General features: G+C 70.4%; 21 protein-coding genes and 3 tRNA genes. 16 read left to right on the top strand and 8 right to left on the bottom strand.

What is annotated here, in order from left to right; genetic code table 11:
• Positions 1 to 38: 38 nt before the first annotated feature.
• From ACWD0A_RS05425 to ACWD0A_RS05405, 5 genes are all read right to left on the bottom strand, one after another.
• Positions 39 to 455 (bottom strand): VOC family protein, encoded by a 417-nt coding sequence (locus ACWD0A_RS05425; RefSeq protein ID WP_177148587.1) that lies wholly within the window; start codon positions 453 to 455, stop codon positions 39 to 41.
• 10 nt (positions 456 to 465) lie between these two features.
• Positions 466 to 885: a helix-turn-helix domain-containing protein gene (locus ACWD0A_RS05420; RefSeq protein WP_177148588.1), complete on the bottom strand. Its 420-nt coding sequence runs from the start codon at positions 883 to 885 to the stop codon at positions 466 to 468.
• A 213-nt stretch (positions 886 to 1,098) separates the two neighbouring features.
• The gene (locus tag ACWD0A_RS05415; RefSeq protein WP_451294811.1) at positions 1,099 to 1,608 is read right to left on the bottom strand and encodes a GyrI-like domain-containing protein; all 510 of its coding nucleotides are present in this window, start codon (positions 1,606 to 1,608) and stop codon (positions 1,099 to 1,101) included.
• Between the two features lie 52 nt (positions 1,609 to 1,660).
• The gene (locus ACWD0A_RS05410) at positions 1,661 to 2,317 is read right to left on the bottom strand and encodes an SDR family oxidoreductase (RefSeq protein WP_451294809.1); all 657 of its coding nucleotides are present in this window, start codon (positions 2,315 to 2,317) and stop codon (positions 1,661 to 1,663) included.
• Positions 2,318 to 2,351: 34 nt separating this feature from the next.
• Entirely contained in the window at positions 2,352 to 3,587 is a 1,236-nt protein-coding gene (locus ACWD0A_RS05405; protein ID WP_451294807.1) for an amidohydrolase family protein, read from the bottom strand.
• Positions 3,588 to 3,957: 370 nt separating this feature from the next.
• Here ACWD0A_RS05405 and ACWD0A_RS05400 point away from each other — a divergent pair.
• The 8 genes from ACWD0A_RS05400 (at position 3,958) to ACWD0A_RS05365 (ending at position 8,750) form a co-directional block, all read left to right on the top strand.
• Positions 3,958 to 4,030: transfer RNA gene (locus ACWD0A_RS05400), tRNA-Thr, on the top strand.
• A gap of 45 nt (positions 4,031 to 4,075) precedes the next feature.
• Positions 4,076 to 4,148: transfer RNA gene (locus tag ACWD0A_RS05395), tRNA-Met, on the top strand.
• An 88-nt stretch (positions 4,149 to 4,236) separates the two neighbouring features.
• Positions 4,237 to 4,401 (top strand): 50S ribosomal protein L33, encoded by a 165-nt coding sequence (gene rpmG, locus ACWD0A_RS05390; RefSeq protein ID WP_003956487.1) that lies wholly within the window; start codon positions 4,237 to 4,239, stop codon positions 4,399 to 4,401.
• 146 nt (positions 4,402 to 4,547) lie between these two features.
• Positions 4,548 to 5,000 carry an FAS1-like dehydratase domain-containing protein gene (locus tag ACWD0A_RS05385; RefSeq protein ID WP_451294805.1) on the top strand — a complete coding sequence of 151 codons (453 nt, stop codon included), beginning with the start codon at positions 4,548 to 4,550 and terminating at the stop codon, positions 4,998 to 5,000.
• Positions 5,000 to 5,428 carry a MaoC family dehydratase gene (locus ACWD0A_RS05380; protein WP_307713997.1) on the top strand — a complete coding sequence of 143 codons (429 nt, stop codon included), beginning with the start codon at positions 5,000 to 5,002 and terminating at the stop codon, positions 5,426 to 5,428. Before ACWD0A_RS05385 ends, ACWD0A_RS05380 begins: the two co-directional genes overlap by 1 nt.
• A gap of 101 nt (positions 5,429 to 5,529) precedes the next feature.
• Positions 5,530 to 6,090: a TetR/AcrR family transcriptional regulator gene (locus ACWD0A_RS05375; protein ID WP_451294803.1), complete on the top strand. Its 561-nt coding sequence runs from the start codon at positions 5,530 to 5,532 to the stop codon at positions 6,088 to 6,090.
• Positions 6,091 to 6,165: 75 nt separating this feature from the next.
• Positions 6,166 to 7,620, top strand: coding sequence for an MFS transporter (locus ACWD0A_RS05370; RefSeq protein ID WP_451294801.1), 1,455 nt, complete (start codon positions 6,166 to 6,168; stop codon positions 7,618 to 7,620).
• Complete coding sequence (locus ACWD0A_RS05365; protein ID WP_451295065.1) at positions 7,617 to 8,750, top strand: UDP-N-acetylmuramate dehydrogenase; 1,134 nt, start codon at positions 7,617 to 7,619, stop codon at positions 8,748 to 8,750. Before ACWD0A_RS05370 ends, ACWD0A_RS05365 begins: the two co-directional genes overlap by 4 nt.
• 167 nt (positions 8,751 to 8,917) lie before the next feature.
• Here ACWD0A_RS05365 and ACWD0A_RS05360 read toward each other — a convergent pair whose 3' ends face one another.
• The gene (locus tag ACWD0A_RS05360; protein ID WP_451294799.1) at positions 8,918 to 9,550 is read right to left on the bottom strand and encodes an NAD(P)-dependent oxidoreductase; all 633 of its coding nucleotides are present in this window, start codon (positions 9,548 to 9,550) and stop codon (positions 8,918 to 8,920) included.
• Between the two features lie 88 nt (positions 9,551 to 9,638).
• On the opposite strand from ACWD0A_RS05360, the gene ACWD0A_RS05355 reads away from it, so the two are divergent.
• On the top strand, positions 9,639 to 10,253 hold the full coding sequence (locus tag ACWD0A_RS05355; protein ID WP_451294797.1) for a TetR/AcrR family transcriptional regulator: 615 nt from the start codon (positions 9,639 to 9,641) through the stop codon (positions 10,251 to 10,253).
• Between the two features lie 83 nt (positions 10,254 to 10,336).
• Here the strand turns inward: ACWD0A_RS05355 and ACWD0A_RS05350 are convergent, their stop codons facing one another.
• Both ACWD0A_RS05350 and ACWD0A_RS05345 read right to left on the bottom strand, forming a co-directional pair.
• Positions 10,337 to 11,365, bottom strand: coding sequence for an adenosine deaminase (locus ACWD0A_RS05350; RefSeq protein WP_451294795.1), 1,029 nt, complete (start codon positions 11,363 to 11,365; stop codon positions 10,337 to 10,339).
• Between the two features lie 119 nt (positions 11,366 to 11,484).
• Positions 11,485 to 12,711, bottom strand: a complete 1,227-nt coding sequence (locus ACWD0A_RS05345) for a pyridoxal phosphate-dependent aminotransferase (RefSeq protein WP_451294793.1) — start codon at positions 12,709 to 12,711, stop codon at positions 11,485 to 11,487.
• 205 nt (positions 12,712 to 12,916) lie between these two features.
• Between ACWD0A_RS05345 and ACWD0A_RS05340 the strand changes: the two genes are divergently transcribed.
• The 7 genes from ACWD0A_RS05340 to rplL all read left to right on the top strand — a co-directional run bounded on the left by ACWD0A_RS05340 (position 12,917) and on the right by rplL (position 17,261).
• Positions 12,917 to 12,989: transfer RNA gene (locus tag ACWD0A_RS05340), tRNA-Trp, on the top strand.
• A 107-nt stretch (positions 12,990 to 13,096) separates the two neighbouring features.
• The gene (gene secE, locus ACWD0A_RS05335; RefSeq protein ID WP_177148601.1) at positions 13,097 to 13,384 is read left to right on the top strand and encodes a preprotein translocase subunit SecE; all 288 of its coding nucleotides are present in this window, start codon (positions 13,097 to 13,099) and stop codon (positions 13,382 to 13,384) included.
• Between the two features lie 76 nt (positions 13,385 to 13,460).
• Positions 13,461 to 14,339: a transcription termination/antitermination protein NusG gene (nusG, locus tag ACWD0A_RS05330; protein ID WP_451294791.1), complete on the top strand. Its 879-nt coding sequence runs from the start codon at positions 13,461 to 13,463 to the stop codon at positions 14,337 to 14,339.
• A 168-nt stretch (positions 14,340 to 14,507) separates the two neighbouring features.
• A complete protein-coding gene (gene rplK / locus ACWD0A_RS05325; protein WP_003956479.1) occupies positions 14,508 to 14,942 on the top strand; it encodes a 50S ribosomal protein L11 in 435 nt (144 codons plus the stop codon).
• A gap of 79 nt (positions 14,943 to 15,021) precedes the next feature.
• Positions 15,022 to 15,750, top strand: a complete 729-nt coding sequence (gene rplA / locus ACWD0A_RS05320) for a 50S ribosomal protein L1 (protein ID WP_451294789.1) — start codon at positions 15,022 to 15,024, stop codon at positions 15,748 to 15,750.
• A gap of 485 nt (positions 15,751 to 16,235) precedes the next feature.
• Positions 16,236 to 16,766, top strand: a complete 531-nt coding sequence (rplJ, locus tag ACWD0A_RS05315; protein ID WP_410361819.1) for a 50S ribosomal protein L10 — start codon at positions 16,236 to 16,238, stop codon at positions 16,764 to 16,766.
• Positions 16,767 to 16,877: 111 nt separating this feature from the next.
• A complete protein-coding gene (gene rplL / locus ACWD0A_RS05310) occupies positions 16,878 to 17,261 on the top strand; it encodes a 50S ribosomal protein L7/L12 (protein WP_307713988.1) in 384 nt (127 codons plus the stop codon).
• Positions 17,262 to 17,472 lie beyond the last annotated feature (211 nt).

The following is a 17,472-nucleotide window of genomic DNA, read 5'->3' as shown; positions in this document are numbered from 1 at the left end:
TTCGTCCGCAGGGTAACGCCGGTTCGCGGGACCGGAACTCAGTTCTTGCGAGGCTGGCTGAAGCGCAGCATGTTGCCGGAGGGATCGCGGAAGGCGCAGTCGCGGACGCCGTACGGCTGGTCGACCGGCTCCTGCAGCACCTCGCCGCCCGCGGCGCGGATGCGCTCGAAGGTGGCGTCGCAGTCGTCGGTCCGGAAGATGACGCCGCGCAGCAGGCCTTTTGCCAGGAGTTCCGCCATGGCCTGCCTGTCGGCGGGCGAGGCGTTCGGGTCGGCGAGGGGCGGTTCGAGGACGATGTCCACATCGGGCTGCGACGGCGAGCCGACGGTCACCCAGCGCATGCCCTCGAACCCGACGTCGTTGCGCACCTCCAGGCCGAGAACGTCCCGGTAGAAGGCGAGTGCCTTGTCGTGGTCGTCGACGGCGAGGAAGCACTGCGAAAGCTTGATGTCCATGCGTTTCACGCTACGGGCGGCGTGCGGCTTTCGCTTCTCCATTCCTGACCGGTCGCGTGTGGATCTTGGCGACGCAGGCCGGGACGGCGGCGCCCTCGTCATGGCTGCGGGCCCGGTACGCGCTCGGGCTCTCGCCGACCAGCTCGGTGAAGCGCGAGCTGAACGACCCGAGCGAGGTGCAGCCGACCGCGAAGCAGACCTCCGTCACCGACAGATCGCCGCGCCGCAGCAGGGCCTTGGCCCGCTCGATCCTGCGCGTCATCAGGTAGCTGTACGGCGTCTCCCCGAAGGCGGCGCGGAAGCTGCGGGAGAAATGGCCCGGCGACATCAGAGCGACGCGCGCCAGCGCCGGAACGTCGAGCGGCTGCGCGTAGTCGCGGTCCATCGCGTCACGGGCCCGGCGCAGCCGGACGAGGTCTTCCAGCGTCACGCGACCACCATCCCACAGCGTCCGCCCCACAGCGTCCGCCATGTGCCGGCGCAGCACTTGGCCTGGCTGTTCGAGAGCGCCGAGCGCTGAGGACACGCCCCGCCGACTGCCGCCCACGAGACCGGCCGCCTGGAGCGCTGACCGGCCACTGAAGCGCGCGATCGGCGCGACCAGGGGTCGCGGACACCACCGGTCCGGGCCCGCGCCTCCGCGTCAGTCCGCCAGGCGGAAGGCCAGTTCGATCTCCCACTTCGACGGGTCCGGCTCCACCCGCGGATCCGTCAGGTACGACTCCAGGCGGCACGCCCAGTGCTCCACGCCGTCGACCTCCGTCATGTCCCAGGCCAGGCCCTCCCGCGCCGCCCAGGCGCGCAGCGCCGTCACGACGTCGAGGAGCTGGTCGGGGTGGCCGTGGTGGCGGACCGTCGCGTAGCGGCCCGCGGGCAGCAGGGCCATGCCGATGTCGCCCTCCGGCTCCGGCATCGAGGTGACCGGCATGCCCGCCTCGACCACCGACTCCGCGTCCATGGCGACGGTGTTGAAACGGAAGAACGGCGCGCCCGCGAAGCAGGCTCCTCCGGCGTCCAGCCAGCCGATCAGTTCGGGCAGGCGGTCGGCGATCACGGCGAAGTCGTCCATCCGTACGGAACCGCGGATGTAGGCGTAGAGCTGCTCTCCGCGTTCGACGATCGCGGGGCTGATCCGGGGTGTCTGCGGGCTCATGACCTCAAGGACCTTGCGGGCGAGGGGAATTCATCGGCCGGGGGCGGCGCATTCAGTTCCCCGCGACGTCCTTCACGGCCACCGTCACCGGGATCGAGCCGGAGACGAGTTCCAGTGTCAGCCCCGCCGTTGCCGGTGTCTCCACCATCTCGGCGAGCACCGCCGCCACGTCGTCGCGCGGCACCGACCCGCGTCCCGTGGCCGCCTCCAGCCGCACCAGGCCTTTGCCGGCGTCGTTCGTGAGCGTGCCGGGCCGCAGGATCGTCCAGTCGAGGCCGGACTTGCCGCGTACGTAGTCGTCCGCCGCGCCCTTCGCCCGCAGGTAGACGTCGAACACGTCGTCGCCCTCGTGCCGGGCGTCGGCGCCCATGGTCGAGACGACGATGAAGCGCCGTGCGCGCACCCGTTCCGCCGCGTCGGCGAAGAGCACCGCCGCGCCGCGGTCCACCGTGTCCTTGCGCTCGGCGCCGCTGCCCGGGCCCGCGCCGGCCGCGAAGACGGCCACGTCAGCGCCCTGCAGCACCGCGGCGACCTCCTCGACGGACGCCGACTCCAGATCCATCAGCACCGGTTCGGCTCCGGCCTCCCGGAGGTCGTCGCCCTGTTCCCGCTTGCGGATGATGCCCGCGACCTCGTGTCCGCCGGCCGAGAGCAGCCGCTCCAGTCGGCGCGCGATCTGACCGTGTCCACCAGCGATGACAATGCGCATGTCTACGACCGTACGTCCGAAACGGGGCGGGCGCTCAGGGACAGCCGTCCGGCCGCCCCTGGCGCGGCAGTTCGAGCGCGACGGCCGCCGCCGAGTCGCAGTACTCGCGTACGGCGCTGGTGCGTGCCACGACGCGACCGCGGTGGATGACGATCCGGCTGTACGCGAGGGACAGCACACCCGAGATCCGTTCCCCGCGCACGGCGAGCAGCTCCGCGGGGAAACCCGCCTCGACCCGTACCTCGGGCAGTCCCATCACCTCGCGCGCGGTGCCGGCCACGCGGTCGTACGCGTCCGACGGCCGCATCCCGGCCTGCGAGGCCAGCAGGTAGGCCGCCTCCAGCGGGTCCCCCCGGCCCACCGGGTTGGCGACGACGTCGCGCAGGGCGCCGCTGCCCGCGGCGACCGTCACGCCGGCGGCCCGCAGCAGCCGCACGGGCGCGTTGCCCCGCTGTTCGACGCCCGCGCAACCGCCCTGCGGCAGGGAGACCACCGTGACCCCGGCGGCGGCCAGCTGGTCGGCGGCGCGGGCGGCGATGTCGCGCGGCAGCCTCGCGAGTCCGGCGCAGGGGCCGATCGTCACTCCCGGACGCAGGCCGCCGGCCATGGCGGCCAGCCGGGCGAGGCGGGCCGGGTCGTCGCCGTGGGTGTGCAGGTCGACCGGGCAGCCGTGCTCGGCGGCGAGCTCCAGGACCGTCTCCGCGTAGCCGGTGGGGTCGGGATCGGCGTCCGGGCAGCCGCCGACCACGCCGGCGCCCATCTTCATGGCGTCGCGCAGGAGCGCCACCCCCTCGGCGCCCGCGGCTCCCGTCAGCAGCCGCGGCACGGCCACCGCGGTCAGATCGGCGAGGCCGCGCAGCGACCGCCGGGCCTGGAGCACCGCCTCCAGGGCGCCGAGCCCCTGCACGTCCCCGATGCGCACATGGGAGCGCAGCGCGGTCGCCCCGTGTCCCAGTTGCAGCAGCGCGGCCTCGGTGGCGCGCCGCTGGATGTCGTCGGGCTCGTACGAGACGGGGCCGGGCGTCTCCGCGCTGAGCGCCGTGTCGCCGTGGGTGTGCGGCTCGGCGGGAGCGGGCAGCAGCAGGAAGCCGGTCAGATCGAGCCGTGCGGCGAGCGAGGGCAGGCTGCCGGCGGTGCCGACCGCCTCGATGCGGCCGCCGCCGAGCCGTACGTCGACGGTGCGGCCGTCGGTCAGCCGCGCGCCGCAGAGCAGCAGCGCTGCGGAGTCCGCGGTCGCGCCGCCGGGGGGCGGCGGCTGGCTGTCGGGCATCGCGCTCCTGTGGGGGCGGTCGGGCTCGGGGTGTAGGACCGGTGGAAACCGGCCGTCCGGAAGGTTCGGAGGGCCGGAGGAACCGGAGAGGATCACGCAGCGTGAGACGAGCCTAGGGCGGCTCGTCATGGCCTTCGAGGAGGAGCGCAATAGTCGTACCGGTGGGGTCGCACGTGGCGTACGTGACGTCGGGTGCGCCCGGGGGGAAAGCCGGACAACGGGGCCGTGGCCGTGGGGTGACGCGTGGGGCTCCGGGGGACACCTGGGGCGGGAGTGCCGGACGCAGGGAGCCGCCCGGCACAGGCCGGACAGAGGGCCGGGAAACGGATTTGGGCGATCGGCGGGCGACCGTGTAATGTCTTCATCGCTCGCCCCAATAGCTCAGTCGGCAGAGCGTCTCCATGGTAAGGAGAAGGTCTACGGTTCGATTCCGTATTGGGGCTCTGGTGCGGTAACCCTCACCTTCGGGTGAGGGGGCTCCGTGTCAAAGCGGTGTAGCTCAGTCGGTAGAGCAAGCGGCTCATAATCGCTGTGTCACCGGTTCAAGTCCGGTCACCGCTACACACAGTAGCCGATTGTGGGGTCGGTCCTTCGATCGGCTACTCTTTTCTGCGTTCATCCGTCCATCCGTCCGTCAAGGAGCACTCACGTGGCTGCCACCGACGTCCGCCCGAAGATCACGCTGGCCTGCGTGGAGTGCAAGGAGCGGAACTACATCACCAAGAAGAACCGGCGCAACAACCCGGACCGTCTTGAGATGAAGAAGCACTGCCCGCGCTGCAACTCGCACACGGCGCACCGCGAAACGCGCTGAATCAGGCTCGTATACGAGGCCGCCCCCCTTGGGGGGCGGCCTCGTGTCGTTTCTCGCCGTCAGTCCAGGACAGGTCCCGCCTCGGGGCCGGTCCGCACACTCTGGGATCCGCCCCCACCGGGGGTCAAGCAGGAGGGAGCCAGTCCATGGCGCTCGACCAGTCGTTCGTCGGGCGGACGTATCCGCCCACAGCGCCGTACGAGGTGGGCCGGGAGAAGATCCGTGAGTTCGCCGAGGCGGTGGGTGACGCGAATCCCGCGTACACCGACCGGGAGGCGGCCGTCGCGCTCGGTCACCCTGATGTGATCGCCCCGCCGACCTTCGTCTTCGCCATCACGTTCAAGGCGGCGGGCGAGGTCGTGCAGGACCCGCAGCTCGGGCTGGACTACAGCCGGGTGGTGCACGGTGACCAGAAGTTCGCCTACCGGCGCCCGGTGCGGGCGGGGGACCGGCTGGCGGTCACTTCGACCATCGAGTCGATCAAGTCCCTCGCGGGCAACGACGTGCTCGACATCCGCGGCGAGGTGCACGACGAGGCAGGCGAGCACGTCGTGACCGCCTGGACCAAGCTGGTGGCGCGTGCCGCCGAGGAGGCGTGATGGCAGCGAAGATCGCTTACGCGGACGTCGAGGTCGGCACCGAGCTGCCGGCGCAGAGCTTTCCCGTGACGCGTGCCACGCTCGTTCAGTACGCGGGCGCCTCCGGCGACTTCAACCCGATCCACTGGAACGAGAAGTTCGCCGTCGAGGTCGGCCTGCCGGACGTGATCGCGCACGGCATGTTCACGATGGCCGAGGCGGCCCGCGTCGTGACGGACTGGCTGGGCGACCCGGGCGCGGTGATCGAGTACGGCGTCCGCTTCACCAAGCCGGTCGTCGTGCCGAACGACGACAAGGGTGCGGTCATCGAGGTCACCGGCAAGGTCGCCGCGCTCCTGGACGACAAGCGGGTGCGGGTGGACCTCACGGCCACGAGCGGCGGACAGAAGGTGCTGGGCATGTCCCGCGCGGTGGTCCAGCTCGCCTGAGCGGTGCGCACGCGTAAGGGGCGCTTCTCCCTGTGGGCGCCCCTTACGCGTTCCCTCGTCGAGAGTTGACGAGATTAGTAATTGGTCACTAACTTAGTCGCATGGTCAGGATGAGTGCGGAGGAGCGGCGCGAGAGCGTCGTGCGTGCGGCGATCACCGAGTTCGCCCGCGCCGGTTACCAGGGGACGTCGACGGAGGTCATCGCCAAGCGGGTCGGCGTCTCCCAGCCGTACCTGTTCCGCCTCTTCCCGAACAAGCAGGCCATCTTCCTCGCCGCCTCCGCGCGGTGCCTGGCCGACACGCGCCGGGTGTTCGACGAGGCTGCCGAGGGCCTCGCCGGGGAGGAGGCCCTGAGTGCGATGGCGACCGCCTACCAGCGCCTGATCGCGGACGACCCCGACAAACTGCTGATGCAGATGCAGACGTACGTCGCGGTGGCGGCGGCCGAGGCCGCCGGCGACCATGCGTTCGGCGAACAGGTGCGGGCGGGGTGGCTGGAGTTGTGGGACGCGGTCCACCTGCACCTCGGCGCGGACGTGAACGAGACGACCACGTTCCTGGCCTACGGGATGCTGATCAACGTCCTGGTGTCCATGGGTTTCCCCGCCGGTCACCGCATCTGGTCCGGCTTCTACCTCGCCGCACGTCCCGCCGGGGAGTGATCCGGCACGAGCGCGACCGGCGCTCTTCTCTGCCCGCAAAAGTTAGTCATTGATCACTAACCCTCTGGGGGAGCAGTGAACCAGAACCAGCAAGCGCCTCGCGGCAGCGCCGCCTGGGCCCTCGTGATCACCAGCGTCGCCGGCTTCATGGCGGCCCTCGACAATCTCGTCGTCACCACCGCACTCCCCTCCATACGGGAGGACCTCGGCGGCGCGCTCGAGGACCTGGAATGGACGGTGAACGCGTACACGCTGACCTTCGCCGTCCTCCTGATGCTGGGAGCGGCCCTCGGTGACCGCTTCGGACGGCGCAGGCTCTTCGTCGCCGGCCTGACGATCTTCACCGGCGCCTCCGCCGCTGCCGCGCTCGCCTCGGGGATCGACGCCCTCGTCGCCGCCCGCGCGGTCCAGGGCGTGGGGGCCGCGATCATGATGCCGCTCACGCTGACGCTGCTCACCGCCGCCGTACCCGCCGCGCGCCGGGGCGCGGCGCTCGGGATCTTCAGCGCCGTCACGGGCCTCGCCGTCGCCAGCGGGCCGCTGATCGGCGGCAGTCTCACCGAGCACCTGTCCTGGCAGTGGATCTTCTGGCTGAACGTGCCGATCGGCCTCGCCCTGCTGCCCCTCGCCCGCCTGCGCCTCGCCGAGTCGTACGCCCCCGACGCCCGTCTGGACGTCCCCGGCACGCTGCTCGTCAGCGGCGGCCTCTTCGGCGTCGTCTACGGTCTCGTCAACGGGAACGCGCACGGCTGGACCAGCACCCGCGTCCTGTTCGCCCTGATCGCGGGCACCGTGCTGCTGGTCTCCTTCGTGTGGCACGGCCACGTCGCCGCGAAGCCGATGCTGCCGATGCGGCTGTTCCGCAACCGTGCCTTCTTCGGGATCAACATCGCGAGCCTGCTCATGTTCCTCGGCATGTTCGGCTCGATCTTCCTGCTCAGCCAGTTCCTGCAGGGTGTCGCCGGCTACTCGCCCACCGAGGCTGGCCTGCGGATGCTGCCCTGGACCGGGATGCCGCTGCTCGTCGCTCCCGTCGCCGGCTACCTCTCCGACCGGATCGGCGGCCGTCCGGTCGTCGCCGCCGGACTCGCGCTCCAGGCGGTCGGCCTCGGCCTGTTCGCCCTGGTCATCGAGCCCGGGGTGTCCTATGCGGCCCAGCTGCCCGCGCTGATCCTCGGCGGCGTCGGCATGGCCCTGTACTTCGCCCCCGCCGCCAGCGTCGTGATGTCCAGCGTCCTGCCCTCGGAACAGGGCATCGCCTCGGGAGCGAACAACGCCCTGCGCGAGGTCGGCGGCGCTCTCGGCATCGCCGTACTCGGCGCGGTTTTCGCAGCTCATGGAGGGTACGAGTCGGCAGAGGCGTTCACCGACGGCACCGTGCCCGCGCTGTGGAGCGGCGCGGCCGTGGTGGCCGTCGCCGCCCTGGTCGCCCTGGTGATCCCGGGCGGCCGGACCACGCCCGACGAGCCCGAGGACGACGGCCCGGTGCGGAGCACCGCCGCCGCCGAGCCCGAGCGGATCGCCGTCTGACCGCGATCCGCCCGAACGGCCCCGGTCCGCGGCCCCGCCCGAACGGCGCGGCCGCGGACCGTACCCTTGTCCCCGTGCAGGAACTTCACGACGCCCCCCTCGCCCCCCTGACCACCTTCCGCCTCGGCGGCCCCGCGACGCGTCTCGTGGTGGCCACCACCGACGACGAGGTGATCGCCGCCGTCCGCGAGGCGGACGACGCCGGCACCCCGCTGCTGATCATCGGCGGCGGAAGCAACCTGGTCATCGGCGACAAGGGCTTCGACGGCACCGCCCTGCGCATTGCCACCCGCGGCTTCGCGCTCGACGGGACACGGCTGGAGCTCGCCGCGGGCGAGGTCTGGACCGACGCCGTGGCCCGCACCGTCGAAGCGGGCCTGGCAGGCGTCGAGTGCCTGGCCGGAATCCCCGGCTCCGCGGGTGCCACCCCGATCCAGAACGTCGGTGCGTACGGCCAGGAGGTCTCCGGCACGATCACCGAGGTCGTCGCCTACGACCGCACCACGGGCGAGACCGTGACGCTGTCGAACGAGGAGTGCGCCTTCTCCTACCGGCACAGCCGCTTCAAGCAGCACCCCGAGCGCTACGTCGTGCTGCGCGTGCGGTTCGAGCTGGAGGACGCGGGCGGCCTGTCCGCCCCCGTGAAGTACGCGGAGACCGCCAAGGCCCTCGGCGTCGAGGTCGGCGCCCGGGTCCCGGCCGCCGACGCGCGGGAGACGGTGCTGCGGCTGCGCGCCGGCAAGGGCATGGTCCTGGACCCCGAGGACCACGACACCTGGTCGGCCGGGTCGTTCTTCACCAACCCGATCCTCACCGCGGCCGAGTACGAGACGTTCCTCGGCCGCGTGCGCGACCGGCTCGGCGACGGTGTCGCCCCGCCCGCCTACCCCGCGGGGGACGGCCGCACCAAGACCTCCGCCGCCTGGCTGATCGACCGGGCGGGTTTCACCAAGGGCTACGGCTCCGGCCCGGCCCGGATCTCCACCAAGCACGCCCTCGCGCTCACCAACCGGGGCGAGGCCACCACCGAGGACCTGCTGGCGCTGGCCCGCGAAGTGGTGGCCGGGGTGCGGGACGCCTTCGGCGTGACCCTCGTCAACGAGCCGGTGACGGTCGGCGTCAGCCTCTGACGCCCGTCGCCCGAGCCGTCGGCGCGAGGCGGGTGAGAGCCGTCGGTTGTGACGGCCGGAGCCGTCGGTACGTGATGCGTCGGGCCGGAGCCGTCGGTCTGTGACGCGTCGGGCCCGAGCGGTCGGTACGTGATGCGTCGGCCGGACGTCCGTGCCGGCCCGAGCCGTCAGTAGGCGACGCCGACGCCCTGTCCCACCGTCGCGAGATCGTCGGTCATCGCGAGCATCGCGTGGGCCACGTCCGCGCGGCCGATCGTCCGGGCACTGCGCGGATTGCCGCCGACGACCGTGCGATAGCGGCCGGTCAGAGGCTTGTCGAGCAGCCGGGGCGGCCGGACGGCCGTCCAGTCCGTGGCGCTGCGCGCCAGCTCGTCCTCCATCACCCGCAGGTCCGCGTAGATGTCCTTCAGGACCGAGCCGACCACGGACATCATGGCGCGGTCCAGCAGCGGCTCCCGCTCCGCGGGCGTGCCCAGCGGGGCCGCGCTGACCACCAGCAGCCGCCGGGTGCGTTCGGCCTCCATCGCCGCCAGCACCGACCGGGTCAGCCGGGCGGCGACGCCGGCGTCGGTCTTCCTGCGGGCGCCGAGCCCGGACAGGACCGCGTCCCGCCCGGCGACGGCTGGGCGCAGCGCCTGCGGGTCCCGGAGATCGGCGCGGAAGACGTCGAGGCCGTCACCGGGCACGGTGAAGCGGGCCGGATCGCGCACCACGGCAGTGACGTGATGTCCCGCGGAGAGGGCCTGCCGGACGATCTCCTGGCCGATTCCACCGGTGGCGCCGAAAACCGTGAGCCTCATCGTGCATACCCTCCTCGGGGTGGTGAGTATTCACTCACCACGAGGGTGAGTGAATACTCACCCACTCGTCAAGCCGGTAGGAGCACGCATGGAGCAGAAGCCGACCCGCGTCCGCATCGTCGACGCCGCGCGTGAGCTGATGCTGTCCCTCGGCCTGGCGCGCGCGACCACCAAGGAGATCGCCAAGGCCGCGGGCTGCTCCGAAGCGGCGCTCTACAAGCACTTCTCCAGCAAGGAGGAGCTCTTCGTGACCGTGCTCAACGAACGGTTGCCGAAGCTCGGCGCCCTGCTGAGCACCCTGATCGTGGACCCTGGCCGGGCGGGCGTCGAGGAGAACCTGACCGACATCGCCCGCCACGCGGCCCTCTTCTACGAGCAGACCTTCCCCATGGCCGCCTCGCTGTACGCCGAGCCTCAGCTCAAGCGCCGCCACGAAGAGGCCATGCGCGAGATGCGCACCGGCCCGCACAAGCCGATCGAAAGCCTCGCCGCCTACCTGCGGACCGAGCAGCAGGCGGGCCGCATCAGCCCCGACGCCGACACGTACGCGGCCGCGTCACTTCTCCTCGGCGCCTGCGCCCAGCGGGCGTTCGCCTATGAGGCCACCGCCGACCGCAGGCCCCCGCAGCCGCTGGACGAGTTCGCCGCGGGTCTCGCGCGCACGCTGCTGCGCGGAATCTCCGTCGCGGACGGTCCCCGTTGAGCGCCACGCCGGGCCGATGACCGCCGCCCTTCGCCCCGCGCGGTGGCCGCGGGGCTTCCCGGCGTACCGGCCCTACCGCCGCTTCAGGTCCCCGGGCCGCCGAGCCAGTCGTCGACCCCGGCCAGCAGCTTCTCCTTGACCTCCGCCGGCGCCGCCGAGCCGCGCACCGACTGGCGGGCCAGTTCCGCGAGCTCTTCGTCAGTGAAGCCGTGATGGCGGCGGGCGAACTCGTACTGCGCCGCCAGCCGGGAGCCGAACAGCAGCGGGTCGTCCGCGCCCAGCGCCATCGGGACCCCGGCCTCGTACAGCGTCCGCAGCGGCACGTCCTCCGGCTTCTCGTACACGCCCAGCGCCACGTTCGACGCCGGGCACACCTCGCAGGTCACCTGGCGCTCGGCCAGTTTGCGCAGCAGTCGCGGGTCCTCCGCGGCGCGCACGCCGTGACCGATGCGGGCCGCGTGCAGGTCGTCGAGGCAGTCGCGCACGGACGCCGGGCCCGTCAGCTCGCCGCCGTGCGGGGCCGCCAGCAGGCCGCCCTCGCGGGCGATGGCGAAGGCCCGGTCGAAGTCGCGGGCCAGGCCCCGGCGCTCGTCGTTCGACAGGCCGAAGCCGACGATGCCCCGGTCCGCGTAGCGCACGGCGAGCCGCGCGAGGGTGCGGGCGTCCAGCGGGTGCTTCATCCGGTTCGCCGCGACCAGGACCCGCATCCCCAGACCGGTCTCGCGCGACGCGGTGTCCACCGCGTCGAGGATGACCTCCAGGGCGGGGATCAGCCCGCCCAGCCGGGGCGCGTACGAGGTCGGGTCGACCTGGATCTCCAGCCAGCCCGAGCCGTCCCTGATGTCCTCCTCGGCCGCCTCGCGCACCAGGCGCTGGATGTCCTCCGGTTCGCGCAGGCACGAGCGGGCCATGTCGTACAGCCGCTGGAAGCGGAACCAGCCCCGCTCGTCGGTGGCCCGCAGCTTGGGCGGCTCGCCGCCGGTCAGCGCCTCGGGCAGGTGCACGCCGTACTTGTCGGCGAGTTCGAGAAGGGTGGCTGGCCGCATCGACCCGGTGAAGTGCAGGTGCAGATGGGCCTTGGGCAGCAGGCTGACGTCTCGTACGTGCTCCATTCGGGGATCCTGCCGCACGGAACACGTCCTGGGCAGCCCTTTTCCCCGATCGGGTTCTTGCTCGAACGCAGAAACGGGCTCCCGGCCGGAGCCGGGAGCCCGTGCGCACGAAGAACGCGTCAGTCGCGGGCCTCGGCCAGCAGCTTCTGGATCCGGGACACGCCCTCGACCAGGTCCTCGTCGCCCAGCGCGTACGAAAGACGCAGGTAGCCGGGGGTGCCGAAGGCCTCACCCGGGACCACGGCGACCTCGACCTCGTCGAGGATCAGGGCAGCGAGCTCAACCGAGGTCTGCGGACGCCGCCCCCGGATCTCCTTGCCCAGCAGACCCTTGACCGACGGGTACGCGTAGAACGCGCCCTCGGGGGTCGGGCAGACCACGCCGTCGATCTCGTTGAGCATCCGCACGATGGTCTGGCGGCGACGGTCGAAGGCCTTGCGCATCTCCGCGACGGCGTCCAGGTCACCGGAGACGGCGGCGAGGGCGGCCACCTGGGCCACGTTGGAGACGTTCGACGTGGCGTGCGACTGCAGGTTGGTCGCGGCCTTGACGACGTCCTTCGGACCGACGATCCACCCGACGCGCCAACCGGTCATGGCGTACGTCTTGGCCACGCCGTTGACGACGATGCACTTCTCGCGCAGCGCCGGCACGAGCTGGGGCAGCGAGGTGAACGTCGCGTCCCCGTAGACCAGGTGCTCGTAGATCTCGTCGGTCAGCACCCACAGGCCGTGCTCCGCGGTCCACTCGCCGATCGCGCGGGCGTCGGCCTCGCTGTAGACGGCACCGGTGGGGTTGGACGGCGAGACGAAGAGGACGACCTTGGTCTTCTCCGTACGCGCGGCCTCGAGCTGCTCGACCGAGACGCGGTAGCCCGTGGTCTCGTCGGCGACGACCTCGACCGGGACACCGCCCGCGAGGCGGATCGACTCGGGGTACGTCGTCCAGTACGGAGCCGGGACGATGACCTCGTCGCCCGGGTCGAGGATCGCGGCGAACGCCTCGTAGATGGCCTGCTTGCCGCCGTTGGTCACCAGGATCTGGGCGGGGTCGACCTCGTAGCCGGAGTCGCGCAGCGTCTTCTCGGCGATGGCCTTCTTCAGCTCGGGAAGACCGCCGGCCGGTGTGTAGCGGTGGTACTTCGGGTTGCGGCAGGCCTCGACGGCGGCCTCGACGATGTAGTCAGGCGTCGGGAAGTCGGGCTCACCCGCGCCGAAGCCGATCACCGGACGCCCGGCGGCCTTGAGGGCCTTGGCCTTGGCGTCGACGGCGAGGGTCGCGGACTCGGAGATCGCGCCGATGCGGGCGGAGACCCGGCGCTCGGTGGGAGGGGTTGCAGCGCTCATGCCGCCCATGCTCCCAGACGGCAAACGGAGCCGGCACACAGGTTTCGCGGAGCGGACAACAGCGGTCAGAAGTGGACCCGAGGACATCGTGTTCGACGCCGGGCCTGGGAGCACGTACACTCACTGGTCGTTGGCCTTCACCAGCCACATCCGCACCGGGCACTTAGTGCACCCGGCCGGATGCGGTAGGTTGGGGGAACCACAAAGGGTCGTAGCTCAATTGGTAGAGCACTGGTCTCCAAAACCAGCGGTTGGGGGTTCAAGTCCCTCCGGCCCTGCTACACACACCTTCGCCAGGCTGTGTGCGCATGTACGTACATCTATGCACCGCCGTGCGGCTCCACCGGGCGCGGCACGGCCACGACCCGGAATCAGGTGAGAGATCGTGACGGACGCCGTGGGCTCCATCGACATGCCTGATGCCGAGGACGAGTCGCCGGAGTCGAAGAAGAAGTCCCGCAAGGGCGGAAAGCGCGGCAAGAAGGGCCCGCTGGGCCGTCTCGGGCTTTTCTATCGCCAGATCATCGCTGAACTGCGCAAGGTCGTCTGGCCGACGCGCAACCAGCTGACGACCTACACCACTGTGGTGATCGTCTTCGTCGTCATCATGATCGGCCTCGTGACCGTGATTGACTTGGGCTTCCAGGAAGCAGTCAAGTACGTCTTCGGCTGATCCTGCGGAGGGCGCCGGACACGGCGCCCCTTTCGCATTGTTCCACCCCATCTGTATCCAGGAAGAAGCAGCCACCGTGTCTGACCCGAACCTGAACGACTCCGCCACGTCCGGCGAGAGCTTCGAGTCCGTCGAGGACGAGCTCGACATCGTCGAGGCGGCAGACGGTGTGGAGCCGGACCAGGCCGAAGCTGCCGACGACGCCGCCGCCGGCGAGCCAGCCGAGGACGCCGCGCTGCACGTGGAGGACGAGACCGGCGCCGAGGCTGCGGACGAGGTCGCGACCGACGACGAGACCGAGGACGCCGAAGAGGCCGAGGCCGAGCCGGAGGCTCCCGCCGACCCGATCGCCGCTCTGCGCGACGAGCTCCGCGGCCTGCCCGGCGAGTGGTACGTGATCCACACCTACGCGGGCTACGAGAAGCGCGTGAAGGCCAACCTGGAGCAGCGCGCCGTCTCGCTGAACGTCGAGGACTTCATCTACCAGGCCGAGGTCCCCGAGGAAGAGATCGTCCAGATCAAGAACGGCGAGCGCAAGAACGTCCGGCAGAACAAGCTGCCCGGCTACGTGCTCGTCCGCATGGACCTGACGAACGAGTCCTGGGGCGTCGTGCGCAACACCCCCGGTGTCACCGGCTTCGTGGGCAACGCCTACGACCCGTACCCGCTGACCCTGGACGAGATCGTCAAGATGCTCGCCCCGGAGGCCGAGGAGAAGGCCGCCCGCGAGGCCGCCGAGGCCGAGGGCAAGCCGGCCCCCGCCCGCAAGGTCGAGGTCCAGGTGCTGGACTTCGAGGTCGGCGACTCGGTCACCGTCACCGACGGCCCGTTCGCGACGCTGCAGGCGACGATCAACGAGATCAACGCCGACTCGAAGAAGGTCAAGGGCCTCGTCGAGATCTTCGGTCGCGAGACCCCGGTCGAGCTGAGCTTCGACCAGATCCAGAAGAACTGACACTTTTCTGGACGCAGCGCTTCCGAACAGGTCAGACCGCCTCTCGCAGGCTGTCTGACCTGCTCGGTTTTTGGCCGCGCATGGATACCCGTTATCGTTGTGCGGTATGCCTCCATCCGGATGATCGGTTGGAGTGCTGAAAACTCTCACTAGGACCCGGAGAGAGCAATGCCTCCCAAGAAGAAGAAGGTCACGGGGCTTATCAAGCTCCAGATCCAGGCCGGTGCGGCCAACCCGGCTCCGCCGGTCGGCCCCGCCCTGGGTCAGCACGGCGTCAACATCATGGAGTTCTGCAAGGCCTACAACGCCGCGACCGAGTCGCAGCGTGGCATGGTCGTGCCGGTGGAGATCACGGTCTACGAGGACCGTTCCTTCACCTTCGTCACCAAGACTCCGCCGGCCGCCAAGCTGATCCTCAAGGCCGCGGGTGTGGACAAGGGCTCCGGCGAGCCGCACAAGACCAAGGTCGCCAAGCTGACGCGCGACCAGGTCCGTGACATCGCCACCACCAAGATGCCCGACCTGAACGCCAACGACCTGGACGCCGCCGAGAAGATCATCGCCGGCACCGCCCGTTCCATGGGCATCACGGTCGAGGGCTGACAGTCCCCGTCTGACCTCAGTGGTAGGGCCAAGCGCTGGCCCGCACCACGACTCCACGCTCAACACATCAGGAGCAGAAGTGAAGCGCAGCAAGACTCTCCGCGCTGCGGACGCCAAGATCGACCGGGAGCGCAACTACGCCCCGCTCGAGGCCGTCCGTCTCGCCAAGGACACCGCCGCCACCAAGTTCGACGGCACTGTCGAGGTCGCCTTCCGTCTGGGCGTTGACCCGCGCAAGGCCGACCAGATGGTCCGTGGCACCGTGAACCTTCCGCACGGCACCGGTAAGACCGCCCGGGTCCTGGTCTTCGCGACCGGTGACCGTGCCGAGGCCGCGCGTGCCGCGGGCGCCGACATCGTCGGCTCCGACGAGCTCATCGACGAGATCTCCAAGGGCCAGCGCCTGAACGAGTTCGACGCTGTTGTCGCCACCCCGGACCTCATGGGCAAGGTCGGCCGCCTCGGCCGCGTGCTCGGTCCGCGTGGTCTGATGCCGAACCCGAAGACCGGCACCGTCACGATGGACGTCGCCAAGGCCGTCAACGAGATCAAGGGCGGCAAGATCGAGTTCCGCGTCGACAAGCACTCGAACCTGCACTTCATCATCGGCAAGGTCTCCTTCGACGAGACGAAGCTGGTCGAGAACTACGCCGCGGCTCTGGAGGAGATCCTCCGTCTGAAGCCGTCCGCCGCGAAGGGCCGCTACATCAAGAAGGCGACCCTGACCACCACCATGGGCCCCGGCATCCCGCTGGACCCGAACCGCACCCGCAACCTCCTCGTCGAGGAGGACCCGGCCGCCGTCTGAATCTGACGGCAGTCGCGGGTCTCGCGTACGAAGCCGGCCCCCGTCGCTCCTCGGAGCGGCGGGGGCCGGCTCTTTCACCGGCGGGCCTCCGGCCGCCCCTCACGGGGCGCTGAGCGGGCGTACACGCCTTCCAGACCGGCAAGGACCTTCGGGGCCCGCAAGGGCCTCGGGCGACCGGCGACGGCTCCCAGGCGCAGGGCCGTCGCCCTCGTGGGCGGCGATGACCCGATTTGCCTCGCGGCGATCCGTTCCCGTACTCTTCCACAGAAGCCAAAGACCGCTGGTCGTTGCCGTGCTCTCCTTCCGAGGGTCCGGTGGCCGAAGGATCCGCTCAGCAGCGGACGACCCGCGCAGGTGACAGTGGAAAGCTCCCCGAACGGATTCCGTTCAGGTCGAGCTACGCCCCGTGCGCCTGCGCCGGGGCGTTTCGTTTTGTTCAGCCCCTTCTGAGCGGTCCTCATCACCCGGAAGGAGGCCGACGCTCTATGGCAAGGCCCGACAAGGCTGCCGCGGTAGCCGAGCTCGCGGAGCAGTTCCGCAGCTCGAACGCCGCCGTGCTGACCGAGTACCGGGGTCTCACCGTGGCCCAGCTCAAGCAGCTGCGCCGTTCGCTCGGTGAGAACGCCCAGTACGCCGTGGTGAAGAACACGCTGACCAAGATTGCGGCCAACGAGGCCGGGATCAACTCGCTCGACGACCAGTTCAACGGTCCGACGGCGGTTGCCTTCATCACCGGTGACCCGGTGGAGTCGGCGAAGGGTCTTCGTGACTTCGCCAAGGACAACCCGAACCTGATCATCAAGGGCGGTGTCCTTGATGGCAAGGCGCTGTCCGCCGATGAGATCAAGAAGCTTGCGGACCTCGAGTCCCGCGAGGTTCTGCTCAGCAAGCTGGCCGGCGCGTTCAAGGGCAAGCAGTCCCAGGCTGCCTCGCTCTTCCAGGCGCTGCCGTCGAAGTTCGTCCGCACCGCGGAGGCGCTTCGCGTCAAGCTCGCCGAGCAGGGCGGTGCCGAGTAATTCGGCTCGCGCATTGATCCGCGCCGTCCAGGCACGGATCGCAGCGGGCCGAACGTACGCCCGCCTCACATGTACATCGGCACCAGCCGAATTAGTGGAAGGACCGCCATCATGGCGAAGCTGTCTCAGGAAGACCTGCTCGCGCAGTTCGAGGAGATGACCCTCATCGAGCTCTCCGAGTTCGTGAAGGCGTTCGAGGAGAAGTTCGACGTCACCGCCGCTGCGGCCGTCGCCGCCGTCGCCCCGGGTGCCCCCGGCGCCCCGGTCGAGGCCGTCGAGGAGAAGGACGAGTTCGACGTCATCCTCACCGGCGCCGGCGACAAGAAGATCCAGGTCATCAAGGTCGTGCGTGAGCTGACCTCCCTGGGCCTGAAGGAGGCCAAGGACCTCGTCGACGGCACCCCGAAGCCGGTCCTCGAGAAGGTCGCAAAGGAGGCCGCGGAGAAGGCTGCCGAGTCCCTCAAGGCCGCCGGCGCCTCCGTCGAGGTCAAGTGACCTTGCGAGTCTTCTGACTCCTCGCGTGTAACGCACGCACACTGAAGGGCGATCACCCAACCGGGTGGTCGCCCTTCGGCATGCGCGGGACGGCTGCCTTGCTCTTGCCGTCCCGGCGAGTATGGTGATCTTCGCCGTGCGCTCACAGCGGCCTGTGATGATCCCGGAGCAGCAGCTCAGGGGCAGGGGCCTTGACGAACCGCACGCAGCG

This window comes from Streptomyces sp. NPDC002867, from assembly GCF_053591895.1.
The sequence above is the reverse complement of the archived record's forward strand: the minus strand, read 5'-3'. Positions and strand labels throughout refer to the sequence as shown.

What these genes read in the sequence shown, in the direction of transcription:
- ACWD0A_RS05375 (WP_451294803.1), top strand. Translation starts at nt 5,530, where the DNA reads ATGGTCAGGATGAGTGCGGAGGAGCGGCGCGAGAGCGTCGTGCGTGCG.
- ACWD0A_RS05350 (WP_451294795.1), bottom strand. Translation starts at nt 11,365, where the DNA reads ATGGAGCACGTACGAGACGTCAGCCTGCTGCCCAAGGCCCATCTGCAC.
- rplL (WP_307713988.1), top strand. Translation starts at nt 16,878, where the DNA reads ATGGCGAAGCTGTCTCAGGAAGACCTGCTCGCGCAGTTCGAGGAGATG.
- ACWD0A_RS05405 (WP_451294807.1), bottom strand. Translation starts at nt 3,587, where the DNA reads ATGCCCGACAGCCAGCCGCCGCCCCCCGGCGGCGCGACCGCGGACTCC.
- ACWD0A_RS05345 (WP_451294793.1), bottom strand. Translation starts at nt 12,711, where the DNA reads ATGAGCGCTGCAACCCCTCCCACCGAGCGCCGGGTCTCCGCCCGCATC.
- ACWD0A_RS05415 (WP_451294811.1), bottom strand. Translation starts at nt 1,608, where the DNA reads ATGAGCCCGCAGACACCCCGGATCAGCCCCGCGATCGTCGAACGCGGA.
- ACWD0A_RS05360 (WP_451294799.1), bottom strand. Translation starts at nt 9,550, where the DNA reads ATGAGGCTCACGGTTTTCGGCGCCACCGGTGGAATCGGCCAGGAGATC.
- ACWD0A_RS05425 (WP_177148587.1), bottom strand. Translation starts at nt 455, where the DNA reads ATGGACATCAAGCTTTCGCAGTGCTTCCTCGCCGTCGACGACCACGAC.
- rplJ (WP_410361819.1), top strand. Translation starts at nt 16,236, where the DNA reads ATGGCAAGGCCCGACAAGGCTGCCGCGGTAGCCGAGCTCGCGGAGCAG.
- ACWD0A_RS05380 (WP_307713997.1), top strand. Translation starts at nt 5,000, where the DNA reads ATGGCAGCGAAGATCGCTTACGCGGACGTCGAGGTCGGCACCGAGCTG.
- ACWD0A_RS05410 (WP_451294809.1), bottom strand. Translation starts at nt 2,317, where the DNA reads ATGCGCATTGTCATCGCTGGTGGACACGGTCAGATCGCGCGCCGACTG.
- ACWD0A_RS05385 (WP_451294805.1), top strand. Translation starts at nt 4,548, where the DNA reads ATGGCGCTCGACCAGTCGTTCGTCGGGCGGACGTATCCGCCCACAGCG.
- ACWD0A_RS05355 (WP_451294797.1), top strand. Translation starts at nt 9,639, where the DNA reads ATGGAGCAGAAGCCGACCCGCGTCCGCATCGTCGACGCCGCGCGTGAG.
- rplK (WP_003956479.1), top strand. Translation starts at nt 14,508, where the DNA reads ATGCCTCCCAAGAAGAAGAAGGTCACGGGGCTTATCAAGCTCCAGATC.